Genomic DNA, 19,314 nt, shown 5'->3' with positions numbered 1-19,314 from the left:
GGCCTCCTACCGGCGCAGCCAGTCCGCGACTGTGCGGATGACGTGGGCCTGCCACTCCTGGCTCTGCGGGTTGGCGTAGGTCGGATCGTCGTGGACGGCGAAGCCATGCTGGGCACCATCGATCTCCACCAGCTCGTGCTCGCCGCCGAGCTGTGCGGCGGCGGCGCGGGACGAATCGATCGGGATGAAGGTGTCCTTGGTGCCGTGCACGATCATCGTCGGCGTGGTGATCTCGCCAAGCACCGTGTGCGGCTGGATCCACCGGATCTCGTTCAGTAGCGGCCGGCCAAGCTTGAACGTCGGCGAGTGCGGGATAAAGCCCTCGGTGGCCAACTCGGCCGCCGCCTCGTCGTCGATGCTGTCGTCGTGCCAGTACGGCTTGTCGTCGATGAACCGCTTCTTGTAGTTCAGCAACGGGTTGAACAGCACCAGGTGGTCCAGCTCGATCGCTCCACGTGCGGCGTAGTAGCCGCAGATGCCGCCCGAGAAGCTGGCGCCGAGCAGACTCACCGAGCGGGTGCCGACGTGGGACAGCACGTCGTGGACGTCGTTGAGGATTGCCGACAGCGTGAGGTCCTCCTGCCGACCTTCGCTCACACCGTGGCCGCGGAGATCGAACCGCAGCGAGGCGACGCCGGCATCGGCCAGGCCTGCGGCCAACCGGGTGAAAAAACCGGCTTCATCCTGAGTCACACCGCCGCCATGCACGAGCACGACCGAACGGTCGGCGTCTCTCTCCGGTGTGACCAACGTGCCGGAGAGCCGCAGCCCGTCACGGGTACGAATGATGGTGCTGGTAGACGACACGAGCGACCTCCTCGATGACGGGCTGACGATCCAATGCTCTCAGGCCGCCGAACCCATCGCCGGGCTGCGCCATCTGAGCGGTGATGAGGTACCACCAGGCACAGCTCGTTCTCGACCAGTGGCGAAGGCTGAAGACATTGCGCCCCAATGGGGTTGTCCACCGCAGCGGTCGAGTTGCGCTGATCATGTCGGTGTCATGCAGACCACAATCAGAGCACCAGCAAGGAGAAACGGACCCATCGGCAACGGCGAGTCCCGTGTTCGACGTCGGGTGATTCGCAGAGCAACCCAGGCGACTGCCGCATCACGCCTGCGAGGCGGCGGCCGCAGGCGCAGTGTGCCGCACCTGCTGCTGGGCACGCTGCTCGTGATCGTTTGCGCGGGGGTGTTCGTCGTTTGGTCGCTGACGTCCGACACTCGGGAACCGGTGTTGGCTCTGGCCCGGCCGGTCACGGTCGGGCAGGTGTTGACGGCGCAGGATCTCAAGCAGGTCAACGTCGTCGTCGATCCTGGTGTGTCCGTTGTGGACGCCAGCCAGGCCGCGAGCGTGGTCGGCAAGGCGGTGTCCACCAGTCTGACCGTGGGCGCGTTGCTCACGCCGGACGCGGTGGGGTCTGGCGGTGTCCCGGCTGCGGGGCAGGCGTTGGCGGCGTTGTCGTTGAAGTCCGGGCAGTTCCCACCCGAGGTCGGACCTGGCGCGCACGTGTCGGTGGTGTTCGTGCCCGGCCAGGTCGGCGGCGCGGTCGCGAGCGCGCCGACGGCGGATCCGTCGTCGGTGTGGCCGGCGGTGGTCACCAGTGTGACCTCGCCACCTAACCAGCAGATCACGGTGATCTCGGTGCTGCTGGGCGAGTCGGCGGCCCGCCAGGTCGCGGCGGTGCCCGCGGGGCAGCTGTCCGTGGTGATGGTGTCGGGAGGTGGCCGCTGATGTTGGTCACGGTCGTGTCGGTCAAGGGTGCGCCAGGGGTGACCACGTTCGCGGTCGCGCTCGCGGCCCGGTGGCCGGCGCCATATCGGCCGGTGCTGGTCGAGGCCGACCCCTCCGGGGGCGACCTCGCCGCCCGGTTCTCGCTGGAGTCCGCACCGGGATTGCTGACGTTGGCCGCGGCGGCCCGACGCAGCGGTGATCCGGCGCTGGTGTGGCAGCACGCCCAGGCCATGCCCGGTGGGATGCCGGTGCTCGCTGCCCCGCCGGACGCCGACCGTGCACGCGGGGCGCTGTCCGCGCTGACGGCAGATCCTACTGCCGGGGCGGGGGTGGTGCGGGCGGCGGCGAACATGCCGGACACCGTGCTGATCGTGGACTGCGGGCGCGTGGACGTCGGATCGCCGGCGATGCCGATCGTGCGGGCGTCGGACGCGATGATCCTGCTGACCGGCGGGCATGGGGACGATCTCGCGCACTTGGCCCGCCGGCTGCCGGCGATCGGCCGGTGGTCGGCGCGTCCGGTGCTGTTGTTGGTCGGCGATGGATACTCCCCGGCCGAGGTCGCGCGCGAGCTGGGTGTGGCGCCGATGGGGCGGGTGCCGGATGATCCGCAGGGCGCGGGCGTGTTGTGCGGGCGGCCCAGTGGGAAGCCGTGGAGGCGTAGCGGGCCCGCGCATTCACCGCTGGGACAGTTCGCGCACGCGGTTGCGGCACAGCTGGCAGCCCAGCAGGCACCCGTGGCACTCCCTCATCAGGCGGCGGCGCAGAGCCGGCCGGTGCCGGTTCTGCGGTCGGTGCCTGGGGTGCCGGACAGCCCGGTGGCGGTCCAGGGTGTGCGGTCTGCCCCGCTGCCCCAAGGCCTCCTGCCTTTCACCAATACCAGCCCACGGGGCGGAGCGGTGTCATGACGTACCCCCCGAACGGCAACGGATTTCCGCCCCCGGTTCCGCTGCGCCCTTACCTGCCACACCAGCAGCACGGCGGGTGGCAACAGAGTCCGCCACCACACCAGCCGCCACCACCGGGCTACGCCGCTGTACCTGCACCGCATGCTGACGGCGCACCCGAGCCGGTCGACCTGTCGGCCACCGCCGGGCGGCTGCGCCAGCACCTGCGCGACACCCTGGGCACCGAGCTGCCCCAGCGAGTCGAGGCCCAGCAGCGGCGCACCGGTGCACCGGTCAGCCGCGAGGCTCGGCGCCAGTTGGCGCAGGAGATCCTGAACGACGCGGTCGCCGTGCACACCGAACGCGAGCTCGACGCCGACCGCCCGTTGGTCGACGGCCCGGTCGAGCAGCAGGTGATCAGGGAAGTCATCAACGAGCTGTTCGGCATGGCCGGGCTTCAACCGCTGCTGGACGACACAAGTGTGGAGACGATCAACGCCAACCGGTTCGACCGGGTCTTCGTCCAGTACAACGACGGCCGCCGCGCCCAAGTCGCCCCGATCGCCTCCTCGAACGAGGAACTGACCGACCTGGTGCGGCTGCTCGCTGCTCGCGCCTCCAGTCAGGAGCGGCGGTTCGACCAAGGCTCGCCCGCGGTCAACCTCCAGCTGCCGGGCGGGGAGCGGTTGTTCGCGGTGATGGCGTTGACGGCGGGCGGTGTGACGTCGCTGTCGATCCGCCGGCACGGCTACCTCACCGTCACCCTCCCCGAACTCCGATCGAAGGGCACGATCGACGCCGGCCTGCAGGAGTTCCTGCGCGCCTTGGTGCGGGCGCGGAAGAACGTGCTGATCACCGGCGGCACCGGCGCGGGCAAGACCACCCTGCTGCGGGCGTTGGCCGCGGAAATGGACCCGATGGAACGCATCGTGACCATCGAGGACGCCTTCGAACTCGGCCTGGAACTCGACCCCGACATCCACGCCGACGTGACCGCCTTCCAAGCCCGCGAGGCCAACATCGAGGGCGAGGGCGCGATCTCCCAGTCCGAACTGGTCCGCTGGGGCCTGCGCATGTCGCCGGACCGGGTGATCGTCGGCGAGATCCGCGGCCCCGAGGTCATCCCCATGTGCAACGCCATGTCGCAGGGCAACGACGGCTCGATGGCTACCCTGCACGCCTCCAGCTCCCGCATCGCCTTCACCCGCCTGGCCTCCTACGCCGCCCAAGGCGTCGAGCGGCTTCCGCTGGAGGCAACCAACCTGCTGGTCGCCTCCGCGGTGCATTTCGTCGTGCACCTCGCGCGCGGCACGGACCGCACCACCAGGGTGGTGTCCTCGATCCGCGAGGTCGTCGGCGCCGACGGCCCGCAGGTGGTCTCCAACGAGATCTACCGGCCCGCATCCGACCGACGTGCCCATCCCGTGGCGGGGGCGCTGCGGACCGACACGCTCGACGACCTGGTCGACGTCGGCTTCGACCCCGCCGCGCTGGAGCGGCCCGAAGGCTGGTGGGCGTCGTGACCGTCACCCTCACCACCGCGTTGGCCGCGGCGCTGGGCCTGGGGGCCGGTGCCGGTGTGCTCCTGCTGATTGTCGGTGTCCGCGGCGTGGATCCCGACCGGCCCCGGCGGTTCCCGCTACGCCGGCGACAGGGCGCTCCAAGTGATCAACGCCAGGCGGTGCGGAACGGACTAGCGATCGCGGTCGGCTGGGTCGCCGGCGTGGCGACAGGGTGGGTTGTCGGCGCTGTGTTGGCCGGCGTGGCGTGCTGGGCGCTGCCGCGGGTGCTGGGCCGCGACCCGCAGCACGCCCGCCGGGTCGCGCGCATCGAGGCGATCGCGACGTGGACGGAAATGCTGCGCGACACGCTGTCGGCTGCCTCCGGGCTGGAGCAGGCGATCCTGGCGACCGCGCCTTTGTCTCCGCCGGCCATCCGCCGTGAAATCGCCGCTCTGGCTGCACGGATCGAGAACGGGGACCGGCTCGCTCTCGCCCTGCGCGAGCTGGCCGACCAGTTGGCTGACCCGACCGGTGACTTGGTGATCGCCGCGCTCGTGTCAGCTGCCGAGCAACACGCCCGCCAACTCGGCGACCTGCTCGGGTCACTGGCGCACACCGCCCGCGAGCAAGCGTCCATGCGGATGCGGGTGGAAGCCGGCCGCGCCCGGACCCGCACGTCGGTGCGGGTGATCGTGGGCACCACGCTCGGTTTCGCGGTCGCCGTGGTGCTGCTCAACCGCCCCTACCTGTCTGCCTACGACTCGGTGGTCGGCCAGGTTGTGCTGCTCGGTATCGGCGCGTTGTTCTGTCTTGGATTCGGCTGGCTGGTGCGGATCGCGCGGGTCACCGAGCCGACACGATTCCTCGCAGCCGGCCAGACCGCTGTGCCCGATCCCTTGCAGGGTAACGAAAGGCAGGTGGAACGCCTGTGATCACCGCACTGATACTGGGAATCGGCCTGGGCATCGGCCTGTGGGCGGTGGCGGTGTGGGTGTTTCCGCCACGCCCGGCATTGGGTGTCGTGCTCGGGCGACTGAGTGCACCACCGGCACCTGCGCCGATTGTGGCCGCTGAGGACGCAGGGTGGGCGGCCTGTATTGGTCGTCCGTTCATCGGGCTGCTGCGTGCTTTCGGTCTGCCGGGTGACCGGTTGTCCCGTGACCTTGCGGTGATCGGGCGCCCGGTGGCCGCGCACTTGGCGGAGAAGGCGGCCTTGGCCATTGCCGGTCTTCTCGCGCCGGTGCTGCTGCAACTGTTGCTGATGCTGGCCGATGTGTCGCTGGGCGTCGAGTTCCCTGTAATCGCTGGGCTCATGCTCGCTGTTGTCGGGTTCGTTCTTCCCGACCTGCAGGCCCGTTCGGATGTGGCGAAGGCACGGACCGGATTTCGCCACGCCCTGTCTGCCTACCTGGACCTGGTGTGGATCACCTTGGCTGGAGGAGCCGGTGTGGACAGCGCGTTGAACGACTCGGTGGCCGTCGGCCGGGGGTGGGCGTTCGAGCAGATCCGCCGCGCCTTGGACACCGCGCGGCTGACCCGCACGACGCCGTGGGCGTCGCTGCGGCAACTCGGCGAGGAACTGGCTGTCACCGAGCTCGCTGAGTTGGCGGCCTCGGTCAGCTTGGCCGGCACCGAGGGCGCCAAGGTGCGTGCCTCCCTGGCCGCGAAGGCCGCCGCGTTGCGCACCCACCAGATCACCGACGCCGAAGGCGACGCGATCGCAGCGACCGAGCGTATGTCGCTGCCCGTGATGCTGTTGTTCCTGGGGTTCTTGGCATTCATCGCATACCCGGCGCTCACACAAGTGCTCAACGGACTCTAGAACTCCCTGCGGGGGCGTGATCGCTGTGGACAGCACGATGGAAGGAAGTGACAACGATGCACCCCTATCTTCTCATGTTGTGGACGCGGCTGCGCGCTCGTGTCGAGGTGCTGCGCCGCAATCCCGAGGCTGGGTACTCCACCGAGACCGTGCTGGTGACTGCGCTGCTGGTCGTGCTCGCGCTGGCGGTGATCGCGGTCATCGTCACGAAGGTGACCACCAAAGCCAACGGAATCGACCTGGGCTAGTCATGACCGCCCGCACGATTTCCCAGACAGCGCAGCACAAACGGCCGCGGCGCCGGTCCCACGCGGCTGTGCTGCGCCAGGTGCGCCGTGTGCTGGTGGGTGACCGGGGCTCGGTGAGCGCCGAGCTGGTGATCGCGATCCCGCTGGTGTTGTTCATGCTGCTGGCAATCGTGCAGTTCGCTCTGTGGTCGCACGCCACGCACATCGCGCAAGCCGCAGCCGCGCAAGGACTCGCCGCCTGCCGCGCGCAGGACGGCACCGCCGCTGACGGTCAAGCCAGCGCGCAGCAACTGCTTGACGAGCTGGGGCGGGGGCCGCTGACCGACACGAACGTGTCAGCCAACCGCACCGCCGATTCGGCGTCCATACAGATCACGGGCATGGCCTCGATGGTGATTCCGTTGCTGCATCTGCCCGTCCACGCCGAAGCCGCTGGGCCGGTCGAGCGGTTCGTGCCCGACCTCGCGGGCGGGAGGTAGACCGTGGACAACACGCTGAGTTCAGTGCCGCCGGCGACGCTATCGCGCCCGTCGTCCCGGCGGCAGGACCGTCGTCCGGGCGGTCCGCCGTTGCTGGGCTGTCGCCGTCGTGCGCGATGGGTGGCGTGGTGGCGCGATGACCGGGGTTCGGCCGCAGCCGAGGCCGCCTTGGCGGTGCCGCTGTTGATCGTGCTGCTGCTGTTCGTGGCCGTGGTCATCCACCGTGGTGTGGACGCGCGGCTCCGGCTCAACGATGCCGCGCATCAGGCGGCGCGCGCCGCAAGCATCCAACGCACCAGTCCGGACGCGATGACCGCGGCGCAGTCGGCCGCTACCACCGCCTTGCCCGCGGGCAGTGTCGTGTGCGCGTCGGTGAGCGTGGACACCGCCACCGGCGGCATGGTGCCCGGCGGTGTGGTCACCGTGACCGTGACCTGCACGGTGAACTTTGGCGACGCCCTGCTGCTGGGCGTCCCAGGACAGAAAGTCGTGTCCGCCACGGCCAGCGAGCCCATCGACATTTTCCGCTCGTCCACCGTAACAACCCTGGGTGGTTCGTCATGACCGGCCATGGGCGCCACCAACGGCCAACAGGATGGCGGGACCTAATCGGTTGGTGGCGCACCGTCGTACGGGTGTGGTGGGCGGCAGATGAGGGGCGGGTGACCGCGTTCGTTGTGGTGCTGACCGTCGCCATCCTCGGCTTGGCTGGCCTCACCCTGGATGGAGGGTTGGCGCTGGCAACCAAGGTGAAAGCTCACGACCAGGCCGAGGCCGCCGCGCGGGCCGGCGCTCAAGCTCTCGACCTGACCGCATACCGCGCCACCCACACGCTGCGTCTGCTGCCTGCCGACGCGGTCACCGATGCCCAACGGTATCTGTCCACAGTAGACGCAACCGGTTCGGTCAGCGTCGCCGGCAACACCGTCACCGTGACGGTCACCGCCACCCAACGAACCCAACTGCTCGGGCTGATCGGCATCGAGAGTTTGACGGTGCACAGCCAAGCCAGCGCCAGCCCCGAGCGCGGCGTGCTGGCACCGGAGCCTTAACCACGTCCTGCTGCTACGCCCACCAACAGAGAAAGAGACCAGGATGCCCAACTTTGACGAGATCGACCAGCGCGTCCAGGAGATCGACGCCCCGAGGACCGCGAAGCGCAAGGCCGCGTGCAAGACGATCAAGGAACGTGCCGGCCGCCGGGCGGCCTTGCTGGAAGAGCTGGCAGCCACCGAGCGAGACATCGGGGACGCCCTCGCGACCGCTAGTGACGTCATGGACGTCAACGAAGCAGCCCTCATCACCGAAGTACCCGCAAGCGACCTCAACCACTGCCTGGCAGCCCACCAGACCACCCGCACCAAGCGGAAGCGGTCAACCAGCGGTGCCGATCCGAAGAACAGCACGAGCCGAGAGAAGCCCACGGCACGGACACCGAGAAATCACCACGCACAGACGCCTTCGGAACTGTCACCGCCGCCGACCGATTCCGCGACTGAGTCAGAGCATGTCGCCGCAGAGGTCGCATGACGGCAGACAGACGATCAAGCCCCCGGCCACTCGGATCCCTGCCTTTCTTGCTATGCGGGTGCCGGCAGAGACATAAGCCTTGTAGCGCCAAGGAATCGAGCAAGACATGACCGCACCATCGCGCCGCGGCCGCCGCAGGCCGGCACAGTCGCCGGGTCCAGTTCGCCGGGCTTGGCGGATACTCGCCGTCGTCATGGGGTTTTTCGGTCGGCTGCTGCGCGGTCTGATCGCCGTCGCGGTGCTGGCCGCCCTAGTCTTCGTCCTGCCGTGGGCGCTGGTGCACTACATCGGCTGGCCACTGCCGCACCACGTGCCGACCTGGCCGGAGGTAGGGGACTTCCTACTTTCTGCGATGAGCACGACGTTCGTGGTGGACTTCCTGGCCTGCGCCTGCTGGATCACCTGGTTCGCCTTCACCGTCGACGTCCTGCGTTGCACCGTCGACATCGCGCGCAACATGCGCTGGCCGGACCTGTCCGAAGCCGGACCCATGCACACCCTCGCCGGCGTGCTGGTCGGCGCCGTCCTGCTGTCAGTGCTGGGCAACCGGCCTACCCCCGCCCCGAGCCCGACGTTCTCCGGCACGCTGGGCACAGGGTCTCCGGTTGTAGCGACCGCACCGGCCTGGTCGAACCCGGCTCAGCCGAGCACCGTCATCGTTCGGCAGGCTGCGTTCACGACTCCGACGGCGGAGGGCGCCACCACCGTCGCGAGCGCGAGTGCCGCGCCGACGCGACCGGTGTCGGTGGTCGTGCGCGCCCCAGTGAACGGCGTACACGACAGCCTGTGGCGGATCGCGCAACGCACTTTGGGTGACGGGGATCGCTGGCCGGAAATCTTTCGTGTCAACGAGGGCAAGCCCCAGCCCGGTGGGCGAACGTTCACCACGCCCAGCCTGATCTATCCCGGGCAGGAACTCGACCTCCCCGCCGAGACCACCACACCACCGCCGTCACCGCCACCTCCGTCAGCCAGCACGCCATCGCCGGCGCCCACGCCGACGAGCCCGCCACCAACGACCTCGCCACCACCTACGTCGCCGCCGGCGAGCGGGCATACCACCACGCCAGCGCCCACCGACGAACACACGCCGGCCGCGAGCAGCGGCACGCAGCCCGCGTCGACGCGGGCGCCGGGCTTGTCGTGGGGGCCGGAGGTGTTCGTCAGTCTCGGGTTGGCCGCCGCGGTCAGTGCTGCGCTCCTGGTCGCGCGCCGCCGATACCGGGCCCGGTACCGGCCTGGCGGCGACGACCAGGACGACTATCCGGTCGCGCCGGTGGTCTACCAGCTCCGGCTCGCCCATCTGCGCGCCGACCACGACGACGAGATCGACCTCGACGACGACGACCACGACGAGCCCGCACAGCGCCAGCACGGTGCGGTCGCCCCGATGCGGGTGATTGGCAGCGTCGAACCTGGCAGCGGTGAGGACCCGCTACGCGCGCCGCGGTTGGGGGTGCGCGACGGCCGCGAGATCGCGCTGAACCTCGCCACCGCCCGCAGTCTGGGCCTGTTGGGGCCCGGTGCGCCGGCGGCGATCCGCGCTCTGTTGGTCACCGGCCTCACCACGGCACGTGCAGGGCGGGACCACGGGGCCGGCGCTCGGGTGGTGGTGCCCGCCGAGGATCTGGTCGCGGTGCTGGGACGCGCCGCCGCGGCCACGCCGCTGCCGGCCGCTTTGTGGGTGGTCGACAGCCTCGACGACGCGCTGAACCTGCTGGAGTCCGAAACGCTCGTGCGCGCCGGCATCACTCCCATCCGAGCCCCCGCTGAGCAACCGCCTCTATGGCCGCCGCTGGTGCTGGCCGCGCAAGTTCCCACCCAGCAGCGCACACGGCTGCAGGCGGTGCTGGACAACGGGTCCGGCTTTGGCATCACGGGCCTGCTAATCGGCCAGTGGCAGCCGGGCGTCACCGCCTACGTCCGTGCTGACGGCACGGTCTCCGCGACCGGCTCCGGCCTCGGCGAAGACCTGCGCGGCACCACGATGTTCCGACTCGGCGACGACGACACCGCGTCGCTGCTCGCCCTGCTGCGCCAGGCCGACCCGCAACCTGCGCTGGATATGCGGGAGCCGGCCGTGCCCCAGCCGCGTCCCCGCACCGCGCCGGCAGCGCAGCCTCCCCTGAACACGCACACGCCCACTCGCGAGCCTCGCCGGAACGGCGCCGAATCGCTGTCTTCCACCGAGTTGGAGATCACCGCCGAGACCCCGACGGCGACGGCTGCTGACACCGAACTGGAGATCACCCGCCCCACAGCCGGCACCAGTCTCGATCCCGCGAGCGTGACGGAACAGCCCGACCGAGGCACGCCATCGAGCGCTCCGACCACCCAGAGAAGCGCCAGCGCAGACGGCACGGCAACCCAGAACGCCGAGCCGCCCGCCACAGCGGCCGGCCAGGCCCACGGCGCCACTCCGGCCGTGGCACCGCTGCGGGTCGCCGTATTCGGCCCGCAGCGCGTGTTCTGGCGGCCTGACATCACCCAAGCCAACACCGACAGGGCGGCGGAGGAGTACGAGATCACCGGAGCGTTGCAGCCCAAGCCCCGTGAGCTGATTCTCTTTCTGGCCCTGCACCCCGACGGCGCCACCCGGGAATCGGTCGTGTCGTCGTTGTGGAGTGACCATCCCGAGGAACGCTCGACTAACGCGCTGAACACCACGCTCTCGCGGCTGCGCCGCGCGCTGCACAGCAGGACAGCCGGCGCGGTGTCGGACATCGTGCTCGCCGGAGAGGGCCGCTACCGCCTGGACCCCGCGCTGGTGGAGGTCGACTACTGGCGGTTCGACACCGCCGCGACCGGCCGACGAGCCGCTACCACCGACGAACAGCGAGTGGCCGCCTATCGTGCGATGGTCGACGCCTACGGCGGTGTGCTGGCCGAGGGCATGGACGCCGAGTGGATCGATGCCACCCGCGAGGCGATCCGTCGGGACGCCCTGAACGCGGTGAGTGCGCTGGCGCGCGCTCTGGTCGAGCGCGACCCGCAACAGACGCTGGATCTGTTGGAGGTGGCGCGGGCGTTCGACCCGCACAACGAGTCGCTCTACCGCGACATCATGCGGCTGCAGGAACGGCTCGGACAGTTCGACTCCATTCCGCGGACGCTGACCCTGCTGGCCACCCGGCTGGCTGAAGTCGACGACAGCCCGACCGAGGGCACGGTGGTCCTGGCCGACCGGCTGCGGCACCGCCACGATGCCGCCGGCGACGAGGCCCGAACGGCACCGGTGTGAGGCCGTGGATGGTCAGTCCTCATCGTCGTCGCCGGTGTCGCCGTCGTCGAGTTCAGGCTGGCGGCGATATGCCTGCGCGTTCGCGATGAGTTCGGGGTGCCCGTCGACCCAGGTCAGGGCGCGGTCGGCGATCTCCAAGAACTCGAGCACCTCCGGCGTCAACGAGTACATGACCCTCGCCGGGAAAGTCTCTGTGCTGCGTGTGCGCGTCAGAAGCCCTTCATCGGTCATCTTTTTCAGATATCGCGCAAGAATGCTATCGTGCAGGACGGCGTGTTTATCCGACCATTCTTCACCGATGGAATACGAGCTAATGGTGGAAAGTATCTCTAGCCGTCGCAGAGGCCCGTTCGCGAGCGCGGCCAGGATGGCCGGCGTCCACTTGTCACCGAAGAGGTACTTCAGGTCATACAAGCCCCGAAGAAACCTCTCGTCCCCCACTGCCATAGCGCCTCCCGTGTATGGACACGACCCCCGTCGCGCCTTGTCGTCAAGCTGGTCGGCAGCGCGGCGCCGCAGCGTCGCCGGAGAGGCCGTGTCTGGTCAGGGCCACCACGCCTCCTGGTGCTCCTCCCCGCGCCGCGTCCGTGAAGTCCTCCACGTTACGCCGAACGGCGGATCCCGCCCACCGTATTCCTACTCAAATCAACCACCCCATCGATGTCACCCGTAGTAGCTGAAGTCGAGATCAACTGCACGCAAAGTGACTGCCGTTGGGGGTTCATACGGGGGATCATCTTGGGGTTCATACGGGGGATCACGTTAGACGACCACCCCCTACGCCTCCTGAAGGCGCTGGTCATCGGGGCCGTAGGGGGGTCCGCTGGTATCCCAGACTCGCTTGTCCACAAGCCGGTAGACACATCGGGGCGGCCTGGGTGGCTGGCTTCCGTGATTGTTCGGTCTGGTTGTTTCGGTCTTTCAACTCCCCTTTTGTGGCCCTTGCATTCCGTGTTTCTTTATTTCATTTTCGGCCCGCCGGCCGCTCTGTTTGTCGCCTCGGCCTGTATCGCCTGTCCATGGTGGTCGACGTATGGCCGGCTTGTTGACCTGCGGGAATTGATGGCGGGGTCGGCCGGAATTGTGACCGTACGGACGGCTTATTATTCGCCGTCGAATCGCGGCCACGCGCCCGAAAAGAGTCTTGAAAATGGGCGGCGTTTACCATTGCGCGCGGCGCGGCGACGAGTCATAATTGAATTGTCGCCGGGGAACCGGAAACCGCGCCGAATAGCACACCCGGCGCGAGCCATGTCGACAACACGGGAGCCAACAATGGTCCACGTATACAGCTATTGCCTCGCCCATCATCGCGGCGGAACCGCCACCGCCTACTGCGCCTGCGGATGGTCGGCGACGCGCGGCACCGCAAAAGCCGCCGACGCCGCCGCTGAATCGCACAACGCCGAACGCGCGGCCGCTGCCCGACGGCGCAACACCGCCGAGCTGGTCCGCATCGTGCTCAACCAACAGGGGTGCGCGCGATGACCGTCATCCCCACCACCGACGACCTCGTCGACTACCTACTGGCGCACGGGTTCACCCCCGGCCACAGCCGGGGATGGTACGAGCACACCGACGGCCGCGCCCGTGTCGACGTGACCAACGCCGAGGTCATGGGATTCACCGTCTACGCCTTCACCTGGTCGTGGGGCGTGCGGTGGACCGCCCAGCTCTACCAGGCCCCGCTGCCCGTGGTCGTCGCCGCCCTCACCGCCGCCCTCGTCTAACCACCCCCGCCCCATGTCGCGCGTCACCCGGAAAGGACCACCCGCGATGACCACGCCCACCCCACCCCCGGCACCCGCAACCGCCGCCCCGTCCGGCGGGCCGGCATCCCGGCTGCGCAACGGTGAGCTGCGCGCGATGGTCGCGCGGGTGCTCGCCGACGCCGGCACGCCCCTGACGCCCCGCGTGATCGCGCACACCCTGAACCGGTCGTCCGGCGCGGTGGGCAACGCGTGCAAGGTGTTGGCCGACCGGGGCGAGGCCGAACTCGTCGCGACCGCGCCGCTGGCCTACCGGGCGACCGCGACCACCGCCTCGGCCGCCGCCCCCACCGCGCCACCCGCCCCGCCGGGCACGCCCCGCCCGCGCCACCCGAAGAAGACACCCGCCGCCACGCCTACCTCGCCCGCCGCCACGCCAACGGCCACGGCCGCGCCGTCGGGGGCGAGCGGTTCGGCGGCACCGGTCACCGGTCCCGTGATGCGCCCCAACGGCATGGCTTACCACCCCCGGCAACTGTCCGGGATGCCGGACATCACCGCGCTGCGCAAGCTCCGCGACGCCGGGATCCCCGCCCTCATGTACGGACCGCCCGGCACCGGCAAGACCAGCGTGATCGAGGCGGCGTTCCCCGACCTCGTCACGGTTCCGGGCGACGGGGACACCACGGTCGCTGACCTGGTCGGTGAGTACACCCAAACCGGCGACGGCCGCTACGTGTTCGTCCACGGCCCGCTGGTCCGCGCGATGCGCGACGGGCGGACCCTGTTTATCGACGACGCCACCCTGATCCCGCCGACCGTGCTCGCCGTCGTGTACCCCGCGATGGACGGCCGCCGCCAGATCATCATCAAGGCCAACGGCGGCGAAACCGTTGACGCCGCCCCCGGTTTCTACGTCGTGGCCGGGCACAACCCCGGCGTGCACGGCGCGGTGCTCACCGACGCCCTGTCGTCGCGGTTCTCCGCGCAGATCCACGTGTCCACCGACTACGACCTCGCCACCCAGCTAGGGATCGACCGCCGCGCGGTCAAAATCGCCCGCAACCTGGCCACCCGACAGGCCAAAGGCGAAGTCGGCTGGGCACCGCAGCTCCGGGAACTGTTGGCATTCCAAAAGATGGCTGAGGTGTTGGGCGTGAACGCCGCCGCCGGGAACCTGGTCGGCACCGCCCCGGAAGACGACCGCGCCACCGTCGCCGTCGTGGTGCGCGACGTGTTCGGCGGCACCGTCGCCCCGCTGTCACTGGGTTCCCGCGTCTAAACCCCGCCCCCGTTAACGGCAACCCCGCCGAACCGTCCCGAAAGGACACCCGCCGCGATGAGCACCCACCTCGCCGCCGATCCGACCGCCACCGGTGCGGCTGTGTTCCCCGCCCGCCCCGAATGGCTCACGCTGTCCGCCGCGTTGGCCGACGAGGTGGGCGTGATCGCTGACCGGGAGGACCTCCTCGTCACGATCGCACCGGGTGCGGGTGGCGGTGCCCCGGCGTGTTTCTACCCCGCCCGCGCGCTGATCGAGGTCGACGGCGTCCACCTGGGTGTCGACCCCGGCACCGTCGCCCCCGCCAACCTGTCCGACCGCCCGCGCTACGCCATCACGTGGGGGCTGTTGACCCACGAATGCGGGCACGCCAAACACACCGCGTGGGACCCGCCCAACGGCGCGCCGCCCGGCATCGTGGACGCCGCCATGTTGTTGGAGGAGCCCCGGATGGAGGCCGCCCACGTGCGCCGCCGCCCCGATGACCGGCACTGGTTGCGGGCCTCGGCGCGGGGCATCGTCGCCGCCGACCTGGACCTGTTCACCGATCCCGCCCGCGCGCCGCACATGACCCGACACGACGCGGCCAGCGCCGCCGCGCTGTTGCTGGCACGGGCCGACGGTGGGATCCTCACCACCGCCGAGGTCGCCCCGGTCGCCCGTGTCATTGACGACGTGCTCGGTACGGACACGGTGGGGAAGTTGCGTGCGGTGTGGCGCAAGGCGTTGCGCACCGCCGACGACGACGGCGACCGGATGCTCGAGCTCGGGCGGCAGTGGTGCGCGATCGTCGGCACCGACCCGAACGCCACCCCCGACCCATCCGGTAGCGCGACCGGGTCCGGCACCCCGTCGCCGTCGGGGAGTGCGTCCGGTGGCACCTCGTCGCCGTCGCCGTTGGCGGGCGCGATTGCCGCCGTGTTGGACGCCGTGGCGGCGGCGGTCGCGGGGGAGAAGGCACCGCAAGACCCCGCCGCCCTAGCGGCGACCGCACAGGCCCGCGAGGACGCCGCGAAAAAAACCGCTCACAGGGCCGCCCGGTCGGTGTTCGGCCGCGCGCCCGGTTCCCGCACCGGGCGCACCGCCTGCACCGGCACCCGCCCGCCCACCGACGCCGAACGCACCGCCGCGCGGGTGTTGGCGCGCGCCCTGTCCACCGCCGGGGTCCGCGACCGGGTGGCGGTCAAGACCACCTCGATCCTCCCGCCCGGACGCCTTCGGATGCGCGGCGCGCTGGCCGCCGACGCCCAACGCGCCGCTGGAGCGATCCCGACCGCGCAGCCGTTCACCCGCACCACCCGCACCCCGGTCCCGACCCCGCCGCTGCGGCTCGGGATCGCGTGCGACGTGTCCGGCACGATGGGCTGGGTCGCCGACCACGTGGCCTCGGCCGCGTGGATCCTGGCCAACGCCGCCCGGCACACCACCGTGCCCGCGCACACCGCGACCGTGATCTTCGGCAACCACGTCCGCCCGCTGACCCTGCCCGGCACGGCCCCCGCCGTGGTCACCGAGTTCGAATCGGACGACAACTGGGAGGACATCCCCACCGCGATCGACGCCCTCGACGGCGCGCTCGGGCTGTCTACCCCCGGTGCGGCGCGGCTGCTTGTGGTCGTGTCCGACGGCCGATTCTGCCCGGACCCGCGCCGCGACGGGCAGCGCAAGCTGGACCGGTTGCGCGCCAACGGGTGCGCGGTGCTGTGGCTGACCACGCAGGCCACCGACACACCACTGAAGGGCGCGACCGTGCACCAGTTGACCGACCCCGCCACCGCCGCCCGCGCCATCGGGCGCGCCGCCACCGCCGCCCTACGCGCCACCACCGGCTGACCCCGCCCGGCCGGGGGGCGGGGTCCACCCGCCCCCGACCACCACCAACCGTCCAACATCAGAGGTGATCACCGTGAAGGACAACGACATCGCCACCGTGGGCGACCTGATCGCCGCCCTCGCCGACTACGACCCCGCCACGCCCGTCCGGATGGCCACCGAGTCCGCCGTGTTCATGGACCACACCGTCGGCCGTGTCGTGTGCGTCCCCGGCGACCCCGACAACGACTGCACCCTGCCCAACGACGCGCCCGTCGTGCGCATCGGCACGGGCGAGGCGTACTGCTGCCTGCCCGACAACGCCGCCGCCGCGTTGGGGTGGTCGTGATGACCACGACCATCCCGTGGGAACTCGCCACCGGACTGGCCGCGCGCGCCGTGCACGCCGCCCGCGCCCATCGCGCCGCCGACCCGCACGGGTTCCACCGCCGCCACGACGACCCCGAGGCGTGGAACCAATGGGCACGCCGCGCCCGTGTTACCCGCACGATCACCGCCGCCCTTCAGGTCCCGACCGACATCGTGCTCGTCACCGACGACCCGCACCGCACCTACCCCACCCGCACCGGACCGGTGCCCGGCGACCTGATCACCATCACCGACCCGGCGACCAGACGCGCGTGGAGGTTCATCCCCGACCACACCACACCCGGCGAAGGCTGGCTTCTGCTGGACCGCTGTCCGAGCTGCGAGGCCGAGGTTCCCGTCGCTCGAATCGCCACACTGGCCGACCTGGGCGACTATCTCGACCCCGACACCGACACCTGGGTCATCGACGAGGCGCGTGACGCCGCGCTCCATCAACCCGGCTGTGTGTGCGCCTCGCCCACGGTCGGCGGCTGAATGAACCCGCGCCCGAGTCCGGCGCATCGCGAACGCACGCCCGGAGAGCACCTTGCCGAAGGAGGACCTCGTGTCCAGCAACCCCACCTCCCGCACTCGACCGACCGCCCACCTCCGCTACGCGCTGCCCCCGGACGCCGTGGTCCTCGTCCCGGCACCACCGGACGCCGTGCCGATGCGCGCGCCCGCCGGGGCGTGGGGGCTGGTCGTGGTGGCGGTGCGGACCACACCCGCCGCCGCAGCCCCGGTGCGGTTGGTCGGGGACCCGCCCGCCGCCGACTCCGCGCACACCGATATCGCCGAGGTGTTCGCGGGGCGGTGGCTGCCCGAACCGCCACCCGCCAACCGGCACGACGGGGACGTGGTCGTGCGCCTGCACGCGCCCACCGACACTCACGACCCCTCCTTGACCGATGTCGAGGTCCTCGCCGCCGCTGACGGCGTGTGGAACACGGTTGGCACGTGGCGGGCGGTGGGCGCGCGTTGGCCGCACGAGATCGCCCTGTCGGTGTTGGCGCGTATGCGCTACCTCGCCGACGCCGCACTGGACGACGCGCTGTGGGCGGCGATGGCCGGTCCGATCGCCGACGCGTTCGGCGTGACGCATCTCGTGGCCGACCTGTTCGGCGAGTCCGCGGGCTCGCCGGCGCCTCGCCGCCGAGCACCCGACGCCCTCGCGGCGTTGATCGAGGCCGGGCTGGTGACCGTCGGCGAGCAGCTCGTGTTCGACGCACACACCGCCACCGTCCGCGACGGCGGAGTCCTACACGACGGCGGCCCGCACGCCTACGCCGTGTCCACCGTCAGCGCGTTGGCCACCAGCCTCACCGGGGACACGGTTAACGGCTGGCACCTGTGGCGTCGCGCCCGCGATCGCCGCCTGCTTGCCGAGCTGCGCACCGAACTCGCCATCCGCGAAACCCCGATCGGCCCGACGAAAGGCTTGTCATGACCACCGTGATCACCCAGCGGGACGAGGCCGCCGTAGCCACCGGAATGGCTGGTCGGCGAGTTCGCCCGCCACCAGCACGACGCCCGCACCCAGGCCGCCGGGCTGATCTGCGACCTGGAGCACGTCCTGAACGGACGCACCCCGACCACGCTCGCCTCCAGCAGCGGCTCCCACCGCCACGACGTCGCCGTCGCCGCGATGGACGCCCTCCGCAGCCCGCTCACCACCGCCGTCGCCCTCTACCACTGCGCCCACCCCACCACACCCTGACCCACACCAACAGCAAGGAGTCCACAATGGACGCAATTGTCCTGGGTGCCGGGATCCTGCTCTGGCCCCGCCACGAACGCATCAGCGACCGGTACGGCACCATCACCCTCCACCACGCCCCCGACGACCGGGGACCAGACACCAGCCCCCGTCACCGACCCGCCGTTGGGCACCCACGGCCGGATGGTCGCCGTCATCCTCGACACCCGCGCGTCGCCGCACTGCGGTGATCTGGCGCGCGGCCTGAGCCCGCACACCCCGACGGTCGGCGACGAGATCGCGCTGGGCACCGGCACCTTGTTCACCGAGGACACCGACGCGGTGATCACCGAGATCGGCCTCCGGCCCGATGACGGCCCCACTCACGACTGGCTCAACCCCGAGGCGCTCTACCGCTGCCACAGCCAGACCGTCCGGCTCGAACTACACCCCAGCGGGCACCGATGACCACCACCGCCGACTTCTACGACGGTCGCGGCTTCTCGGCCGTGTGGCTCGGCTCGCTCCAAGGCGACGCCGACCCGAACACCGTGCGCACCGTCGCGTGTGGACGGTTGCTGTTGGACGCGACCGACCCGTTCACCTACGCCGACGCCGTCACCGACCTGCTCCACGTGTGGGCCGACGAAGACCTCGGACACGGCTACCACCCACGCGACGGCTGGCCGTGGTTGTGGCCCGACAGCACCGAAACCGACTGGGTGTTCACCTTCGACCACGGTCGGGTGTGGATCACCACCGGCGGCAGATGAGATTGTGCGCAGCCAGATCTCGTTCATCGAGGTCTAGGTGTTGCCGCTGCTGGCCGCACTCGGGCTGGCCGTGCCGGTCCCGAAGGGCTCCTGGTGGGCACATCTGACCGACCAAGCCCACCCGCCCTCCCGATAGCCCCGGACCCCCGTACGCCGCTGATTCGCCGGGGCTGATCCCGACGGCGCGGACGTGACTGTGGTTGCGCCCCGACGGTGATCACCGTCGGGG

At 70.4% G+C, this 19,314-nt stretch carries 22 protein-coding genes; 20 read left to right on the top strand and 2 right to left on the bottom strand.

Features of this window, described 5'->3' with window-relative positions:
* Positions 1-6: 6 nt before the first annotated feature.
* The gene (locus AB0M73_RS05000) at positions 7-807 is read right to left on the bottom strand and encodes an alpha/beta fold hydrolase (protein ID WP_363886963.1); all 801 of its coding nucleotides are present in this window, start codon (positions 805-807) and stop codon (positions 7-9) included.
* 337 nt (positions 808-1,144) lie between these two features.
* Between AB0M73_RS05000 and AB0M73_RS04995 the strand changes: the two genes are divergently transcribed.
* The 11 genes from AB0M73_RS04995 (at position 1,145) to AB0M73_RS04945 (ending at position 11,444) form a co-directional block, all read left to right on the top strand.
* On the top strand, positions 1,145-1,735 hold the full coding sequence (locus tag AB0M73_RS04995) for an SAF domain-containing protein (RefSeq protein ID WP_363886960.1): 591 nt from the start codon (positions 1,145-1,147) through the stop codon (positions 1,733-1,735).
* Positions 1,735-2,643, top strand: a complete 909-nt coding sequence (locus tag AB0M73_RS04990) for a chromosome partitioning protein (RefSeq protein WP_363886959.1) — start codon at positions 1,735-1,737, stop codon at positions 2,641-2,643. The genes AB0M73_RS04995 and AB0M73_RS04990 overlap by 1 nt, the downstream gene beginning before the upstream one ends.
* A complete protein-coding gene (locus AB0M73_RS04985; RefSeq protein WP_363886958.1) occupies positions 2,640-4,145 on the top strand; it encodes an ATPase, T2SS/T4P/T4SS family in 1,506 nt (501 codons plus the stop codon). The genes AB0M73_RS04990 and AB0M73_RS04985 overlap by 4 nt, the downstream gene beginning before the upstream one ends.
* A complete protein-coding gene (locus tag AB0M73_RS04980; protein WP_363887455.1) occupies positions 4,130-5,056 on the top strand; it encodes a type II secretion system F family protein in 927 nt (308 codons plus the stop codon). The genes AB0M73_RS04985 and AB0M73_RS04980 overlap by 16 nt, the downstream gene beginning before the upstream one ends.
* Complete coding sequence (locus AB0M73_RS04975; RefSeq protein WP_363886956.1) at positions 5,053-5,946, top strand: type II secretion system F family protein; 894 nt, start codon at positions 5,053-5,055, stop codon at positions 5,944-5,946. Before AB0M73_RS04980 ends, AB0M73_RS04975 begins: the two co-directional genes overlap by 4 nt.
* A 56-nt stretch (positions 5,947-6,002) precedes the next feature.
* Positions 6,003-6,194 carry a hypothetical protein gene (locus AB0M73_RS04970; RefSeq protein WP_363886953.1) on the top strand — a complete coding sequence of 64 codons (192 nt, stop codon included), beginning with the start codon at positions 6,003-6,005 and terminating at the stop codon, positions 6,192-6,194.
* An 89-nt stretch (positions 6,195-6,283) separates the two neighbouring features.
* Positions 6,284-6,673, top strand: a complete 390-nt coding sequence (locus AB0M73_RS04965; RefSeq protein WP_363886951.1) for a TadE family protein — start codon at positions 6,284-6,286, stop codon at positions 6,671-6,673.
* A 3-nt stretch (positions 6,674-6,676) separates the two neighbouring features.
* The gene (locus tag AB0M73_RS04960; RefSeq protein WP_363886950.1) at positions 6,677-7,237 is read left to right on the top strand and encodes a TadE/TadG family type IV pilus assembly protein; all 561 of its coding nucleotides are present in this window, start codon (positions 6,677-6,679) and stop codon (positions 7,235-7,237) included.
* Between the two features lie 98 nt (positions 7,238-7,335).
* Positions 7,336-7,725, top strand: a complete 390-nt coding sequence (locus AB0M73_RS04955) for a pilus assembly protein TadG-related protein (RefSeq protein ID WP_363886947.1) — start codon at positions 7,336-7,338, stop codon at positions 7,723-7,725.
* 43 nt (positions 7,726-7,768) lie between these two features.
* The gene (locus tag AB0M73_RS04950) at positions 7,769-8,203 is read left to right on the top strand and encodes a hypothetical protein (protein ID WP_363886944.1); all 435 of its coding nucleotides are present in this window, start codon (positions 7,769-7,771) and stop codon (positions 8,201-8,203) included.
* Positions 8,204-8,480: 277 nt separating this feature from the next.
* Positions 8,481-11,444, top strand: coding sequence for a BTAD domain-containing putative transcriptional regulator (locus tag AB0M73_RS04945; protein ID WP_363886942.1), 2,964 nt, complete (start codon positions 8,481-8,483; stop codon positions 11,442-11,444).
* Between the two features lie 12 nt (positions 11,445-11,456).
* On the opposite strand, the gene AB0M73_RS04940 is transcribed toward AB0M73_RS04945, so the two are convergent.
* Positions 11,457-11,891, bottom strand: a complete 435-nt coding sequence (locus AB0M73_RS04940; protein ID WP_363886939.1) for a winged helix-turn-helix transcriptional regulator — start codon at positions 11,889-11,891, stop codon at positions 11,457-11,459.
* 828 nt (positions 11,892-12,719) lie between these two features.
* On the opposite strand from AB0M73_RS04940, the gene AB0M73_RS04935 reads away from it, so the two are divergent.
* The 9 genes from AB0M73_RS04935 to AB0M73_RS04895 all read left to right on the top strand — a co-directional run bounded on the left by AB0M73_RS04935 (position 12,720) and on the right by AB0M73_RS04895 (position 19,085).
* Positions 12,720-12,932, top strand: coding sequence for a hypothetical protein (locus AB0M73_RS04935; protein ID WP_363886936.1), 213 nt, complete (start codon positions 12,720-12,722; stop codon positions 12,930-12,932).
* Positions 12,929-13,174: a hypothetical protein gene (locus AB0M73_RS04930; RefSeq protein ID WP_363886934.1), complete on the top strand. Its 246-nt coding sequence runs from the start codon at positions 12,929-12,931 to the stop codon at positions 13,172-13,174. The genes AB0M73_RS04935 and AB0M73_RS04930 overlap by 4 nt, the downstream gene beginning before the upstream one ends.
* Before the next feature lie 46 nt (positions 13,175-13,220).
* Complete coding sequence (locus AB0M73_RS04925; protein WP_363886931.1) at positions 13,221-14,435, top strand: AAA family ATPase; 1,215 nt, start codon at positions 13,221-13,223, stop codon at positions 14,433-14,435.
* A 57-nt stretch (positions 14,436-14,492) separates the two neighbouring features.
* Positions 14,493-16,268, top strand: a complete 1,776-nt coding sequence (locus tag AB0M73_RS04920; RefSeq protein ID WP_363886928.1) for a hypothetical protein — start codon at positions 14,493-14,495, stop codon at positions 16,266-16,268.
* 73 nt (positions 16,269-16,341) lie between these two features.
* Entirely contained in the window at positions 16,342-16,596 is a 255-nt protein-coding gene (locus tag AB0M73_RS04915) for a hypothetical protein (protein WP_363886925.1), read from the top strand.
* Positions 16,596-17,111, top strand: a complete 516-nt coding sequence (locus AB0M73_RS04910; protein ID WP_363886922.1) for a hypothetical protein — start codon at positions 16,596-16,598, stop codon at positions 17,109-17,111. Before AB0M73_RS04915 ends, AB0M73_RS04910 begins: the two co-directional genes overlap by 1 nt.
* Positions 17,112-17,181: 70 nt before the next feature.
* Positions 17,182-18,063, top strand: a complete 882-nt coding sequence (locus AB0M73_RS04905) for a hypothetical protein (protein WP_363886920.1) — start codon at positions 17,182-17,184, stop codon at positions 18,061-18,063.
* A gap of 453 nt (positions 18,064-18,516) precedes the next feature.
* Complete coding sequence (locus AB0M73_RS04900; RefSeq protein ID WP_363886918.1) at positions 18,517-18,780, top strand: hypothetical protein; 264 nt, start codon at positions 18,517-18,519, stop codon at positions 18,778-18,780.
* Positions 18,777-19,085 carry a hypothetical protein gene (locus AB0M73_RS04895; protein WP_363886915.1) on the top strand — a complete coding sequence of 103 codons (309 nt, stop codon included), beginning with the start codon at positions 18,777-18,779 and terminating at the stop codon, positions 19,083-19,085. Before AB0M73_RS04900 ends, AB0M73_RS04895 begins: the two co-directional genes overlap by 4 nt.
* Positions 19,086-19,314 lie beyond the last annotated feature (229 nt).

The sequence above is a fragment of the Kutzneria sp. NPDC051319 genome (assembly GCF_040682195.1).
Classification (GTDB): Bacteria; Actinomycetota; Actinomycetes; order Mycobacteriales; family Pseudonocardiaceae; genus Kutzneria.
Note: the sequence above shows the minus strand (reverse complement) of the source record. Positions and strands in the feature narration are given on the sequence as shown.

Excerpts from the sequence above, each read along its gene's own strand:
- AB0M73_RS04970 (WP_363886953.1), top strand. The coding sequence starts at position 6,003 with ATGCACCCCTATCTTCTCATGTTGTGGACGCGGCTGCGCGCTCGTGTC.
- AB0M73_RS04990 (WP_363886959.1), top strand. The coding sequence starts at position 1,735 with ATGTTGGTCACGGTCGTGTCGGTCAAGGGTGCGCCAGGGGTGACCACG.
- AB0M73_RS04935 (WP_363886936.1), top strand. The coding sequence starts at position 12,720 with ATGGTCCACGTATACAGCTATTGCCTCGCCCATCATCGCGGCGGAACC.
- AB0M73_RS04940 (WP_363886939.1), bottom strand. The coding sequence starts at position 11,891 with ATGGCAGTGGGGGACGAGAGGTTTCTTCGGGGCTTGTATGACCTGAAG.
- AB0M73_RS04910 (WP_363886922.1), top strand. The coding sequence starts at position 16,596 with ATGACCACGACCATCCCGTGGGAACTCGCCACCGGACTGGCCGCGCGC.
- AB0M73_RS04920 (WP_363886928.1), top strand. The coding sequence starts at position 14,493 with ATGAGCACCCACCTCGCCGCCGATCCGACCGCCACCGGTGCGGCTGTG.
- AB0M73_RS04950 (WP_363886944.1), top strand. The coding sequence starts at position 7,769 with ATGCCCAACTTTGACGAGATCGACCAGCGCGTCCAGGAGATCGACGCC.
- AB0M73_RS04895 (WP_363886915.1), top strand. The coding sequence starts at position 18,777 with ATGACCACCACCGCCGACTTCTACGACGGTCGCGGCTTCTCGGCCGTG.
- AB0M73_RS04930 (WP_363886934.1), top strand. The coding sequence starts at position 12,929 with ATGACCGTCATCCCCACCACCGACGACCTCGTCGACTACCTACTGGCG.
- AB0M73_RS04900 (WP_363886918.1), top strand. The coding sequence starts at position 18,517 with ATGGTCGCCGTCATCCTCGACACCCGCGCGTCGCCGCACTGCGGTGAT.
- AB0M73_RS04925 (WP_363886931.1), top strand. The coding sequence starts at position 13,221 with ATGACCACGCCCACCCCACCCCCGGCACCCGCAACCGCCGCCCCGTCC.
- AB0M73_RS04985 (WP_363886958.1), top strand. The coding sequence starts at position 2,640 with ATGACGTACCCCCCGAACGGCAACGGATTTCCGCCCCCGGTTCCGCTG.